General features: G+C 73.6%; 4 protein-coding genes. 3 read left to right on the forward strand and 1 reads right to left on the reverse strand.

Annotated features, from left to right (window positions below):
* Both ACXJKL_RS16835 and ACXJKL_RS16840 read left to right on the forward strand, forming a co-directional pair.
* On the forward strand, positions 1-388 hold a 388-nt coding region (locus ACXJKL_RS16835; RefSeq protein WP_457208170.1), incomplete at its 5' end, for an HNH endonuclease signature motif containing protein.
* Positions 389-568: 180 nt separating this feature from the next.
* On the forward strand, positions 569-1882 hold the full coding sequence (locus ACXJKL_RS16840; protein ID WP_457208171.1) for a D-arabinono-1,4-lactone oxidase: 1314 nt from the start codon (positions 569-571) through the stop codon (positions 1880-1882).
* An 18-nt stretch (positions 1883-1900) separates the two neighbouring features.
* Here the strand turns inward: ACXJKL_RS16840 and ACXJKL_RS16845 are convergent, their stop codons facing one another.
* On the reverse strand, positions 1901-2536 hold the full coding sequence (locus ACXJKL_RS16845; RefSeq protein WP_457208172.1) for a trimeric intracellular cation channel family protein: 636 nt from the start codon (positions 2534-2536) through the stop codon (positions 1901-1903).
* 130 nt (positions 2537-2666) lie between these two features.
* Between ACXJKL_RS16845 and sepH the strand changes: the two genes are divergently transcribed.
* Positions 2667-3683, forward strand: a complete 1017-nt coding sequence (gene sepH / locus ACXJKL_RS16850; protein WP_457208173.1) for a septation protein SepH — start codon at positions 2667-2669, stop codon at positions 3681-3683.
* Positions 3684-3733 lie beyond the last annotated feature (50 nt).

A 3733-nucleotide genomic window follows, 5' to 3' on the forward strand; every position in this document is an offset into this window, starting at 1 on the left:
GATCCGCGAGCACGTCATCGTCCGSGACGGGACGTGCGTGTTCCCGTGGTGTGGTCGCAACGCCCGCCACTGCGACCTCGAYCACATCGACCCCTACGACCACGGCCACCCCGACCAGGGTGGCCCGACGGCCACCGACAATCTCGCGGCGTTGTGCAGGTTGCACCACCGGCTCAAGACCCACGGCCGTTGGCGCTATCAGATGACCGAACCGGGCGTGTTCGACTGGACCAGCCCGCTGGGTCACACCTACCGCCGTGACCACACCGGCAGCACCGCCACCGGACGAGCGTGGCCAGAGCCCGGCACCCATCCCGGCGTAGGCCTCATCGAGCTCCCCGACCTCCACACCCTCCRGACCCTCCGCGCCCACCCGCCCGACCAGTAACGACCCCGCCCCGCACCCCGCCCAGGAGACACCGGCGGGGCCACCGGCACGTTCGCCCCCGGGAGCGATCGAGACACCCAGCCGCCCCCGGGCGCGATCCGGACACCGAGTGCGGCCCCGACAGCCTGAGGTGCGACCGTCTAGCCTTCGGCGTGCGAGCAGACCGCACTTGGAGGACGGATGACCACGGCGACCACGACCCCCTGGCGCAACTGGGCGCGCACCGAGTCGGCGACGCCCTCGCGGGTGACGTCTCCGGCCGACACGGCCGCGGTGGTCCGTGAGGTGCTCGCGGCCCGTGAGCGGGGCGGCCGGGTCAAGATGGTCGGCACCGGGCACAGCTTCACCGGCATCGCCGTCGCGACCGACGGCCAGCTGACGCCCGTCGCCCTCACCGGCATCCTCGCCGTCGACCGCGAGTCCATGACCGTCACCGCGGCCGCCGGGACACCGCTGCACGAGCTCAACGCCCGCCTCACCGGACTCGGTCTCTCGCTGCACAACATGGGCGACATCGACGCCCAGACGGTCGCCGGGGCGACGTCGACCGGCACCCACGGGACCGGCGGCGTGGACGCCTCCCTGTCCGCCCAGATCGCCGGCTTCGAGCTCGTCACGGGCGCCGGCGACGTGCTGCGGGTCAGTGCCGACGAGCACCCCGACGTCTTCGCCGCGGGCAGGATCGGGCTCGGCGCCCTCGGCGTGCTCACCTCGATCACCTTCCACGTGGAGCCGCTCTTCGCGCTCGAGGCCCACGAGCGGCCGATGTCGTGGGACGAGGCGCTGTCGTCGTACGACGAACTGGTCGCGACGCACCACCACGTCGACATGTACTGGTACCCGCACAYCGACGGGATGGTGACCAAGACCAACGACCGGCTCGCCGACCTCGACGCCGCCGAGCCGCTCCCCCGGTGGCGCAGCTGGCTGGACGACGAGCTGCTCTCCAACACCGTGTTCGGGGCGCTCACCGCCGCCGGCAACCGGGTCCCGGGCATCATCCCGCGGATCAACCGCCTCAGTGCCGTCGCGCTCACCGAGCGTCGCTACTCCGACGTCGCCCACCGCGTCTTCACGACTCCGCGCACGGTCCGCTTCAAGGAGATGGAGTACGCCGTCCCGCGCGAGGTCGGTCTCGACGTGCTGCGCGAGGTGCGTCGCGAGCTGGACGCCTCCGACTGGYGGGTGAGCTTCCCGGTCGAGATCCGCACAGCGCCGGCCGACGACATCACGCTGTCCACGGCGTCGGGCCGCGACTCGCTCTACCTCGCGTTCCACGTGCCCGCCGGCGCCGACCACCGGCCCTACTTCGCCGGCGTGGAGACCGTGCTCCGCGCGGCGGGCGGGCGCCCCCACTGGGGAAAGATGCACACCCGCACGGCCGCCGACCTCGCGCCCGTCTACCCACGGTGGGACGAGTTCGTCGCGCTGCGCGACCGGCTGGACCCGGACCGGGTCCTCACCAACGACCACCTCGACCGGGTGCTGGGGTGACTCCCCGGCCGGGCCGGCCTACACGTTGGCCGGGCCGTGCGGCAGCGGGGCTCGCCAGTCGAGCACCATCGCCAGCAGGCGCAGCACCAGGCACACCCCGGCCCCGGCCAGCACGACGAGGCCCAACGACAGCGAGGCCTCGCCGAGCAGCACGGCCACGGCCGCGCCGACCAGCGCCGGGGTGCCGTACAGGGTGCCGTTGAAGACCAGCGGCGGCCGGCTCGCCAGCACGTCGCGCACCATCCCGCCGCCGATCCCGGTGACCATCCCCATCAGCGCGGCCGGCACGGGCCCGAGGCCGTACTCCACGGCCTTGAGGGCACCCGTGACGCAGAACAGGGACAGCCCGAAGGCGTCGAAAACGTCGATGACCCGCTCCATCCGGCCCACCGTCGGGTGGAAGAAGAAGGTGAGCAGCCCGGCGACCAGCGGCACCACCAGGTAGCGCCAGTCCGTCAGGGCGGCCGGCGGGGTCGCGTCGATGAGCACGTCCCTCAGGAACCCGCCGCCCAGGCCCGTCGTACCGGCCAGCACCAGTGCACCGAACAGGTCGAAGTCCCGGCGCACGGCCACCAGCGCCCCGGAGATGGCGAAGACGAAGATCCCCACCAGGTCGACGACCACGAGGATGTCGGGTGGGTCGCTGACGGGCACCGCTGCAGGCTATCGAGGACGGTGCGTGAGTGATCCGGTGGGCGCGCCGTCCACCTAGCCGTGCGCCGCGTCCCCGCTGGCGTAGGCTCGGACGGACCGAACCGCCACCGCTTCAAGGAGTCCAGCACCGATGGCCCACCTCACGCTCGCGGGACTGAGCGAGGACGGCAAGCGGCTGCTCCTGGTGGGGGACCACGGCGACGAGCACACCCTCGACGTCGACCACGCTCTTCGCGCCGCCCTCCGCGGCGAGCACGCCCGCCTCGGCCAGTTGGAGATCACCATGGACTCGACCCTCCGCCCCCGCGACATCCAGGCCCGCATCCGGGCCGGTGAGTCGGCCGAGGCCGTGGCCGAGGCCGCCCGGACGACGCTCGAGAAGATCATGCCGTTCGCCGCGCCCGTACTGGCCGAGCGTGCCCACGTGGCCCAGCGTGCGCAGCTCTCCTCCGTACGCCGTCGCTCCGGGGAGACCGGGGCCCGCACCCTCGGAGAGGCCGTCGCCGCCCAGATGCGCGCGGTCAAGGTCGACCCGTCGGCGGTCGAGTGGGACGCCTGGCGGCGCGAGGACGGCCGCTGGACCCTCACCGGCGAGGTCACGACCCCCGGGCGCACCGGGACGGCCACCTTCGCCTTCGACGTCCGCGGCAACTTCGTCACCCTCGAGGACGACGACGCGCGCTGGCTGGTCGGCGAGCAGCCCACGACACCCGCACCCGCCGCTCCCTCGGCGGCCGCGCCCGCCGAGGACGGCTCCACGAGCCGCGACGACCTGCAGCAGGCACGGCAGCGCCGGCTCTCCTCGGTCTCCGCCGACGAGCTCCCGCTCGGCGAGGACGCGATCGAGATGGTGCACGACGCCCAGCCCGGCACCGCCCCGGACCCCGACGACGGCCCGTCCGACGCCGAGACCACGATGGACCTCTCCGGGACCGCGGGACCGGGGGTCGACCAGCCCCTCGAGGCCTTCCTCGACGACCCCGCCCCGGACCCGGCGGCACCCGCCGCCCCGGAGGAGCCCGAGCAGGCCGACCAGCCCGCCGCCGAGGAGGAGCGCCCCGCGCGCCGCCCCGCCCGCAAGGGCCGCGGCCGCGCCTCGGTGCCCAGCTGGGACGAGATCATGTTCGGCGGAGGCAAGTCCGACTGACCGAGTAGGGTCCGGTCGCATGTCGTACTTCGTGACCGGCGCCACAGGGT

The sequence above is a fragment of the Nocardioides sp. P5_C9_2 genome, from assembly GCF_054049555.1.

Coding starts and splice junctions, on each gene's coding strand:
- sepH (WP_457208173.1), top strand. CDS start 2,667: ATGGCCCACCTCACGCTCGCGGGACTGAGCGAGGACGGCAAGCGGCTG.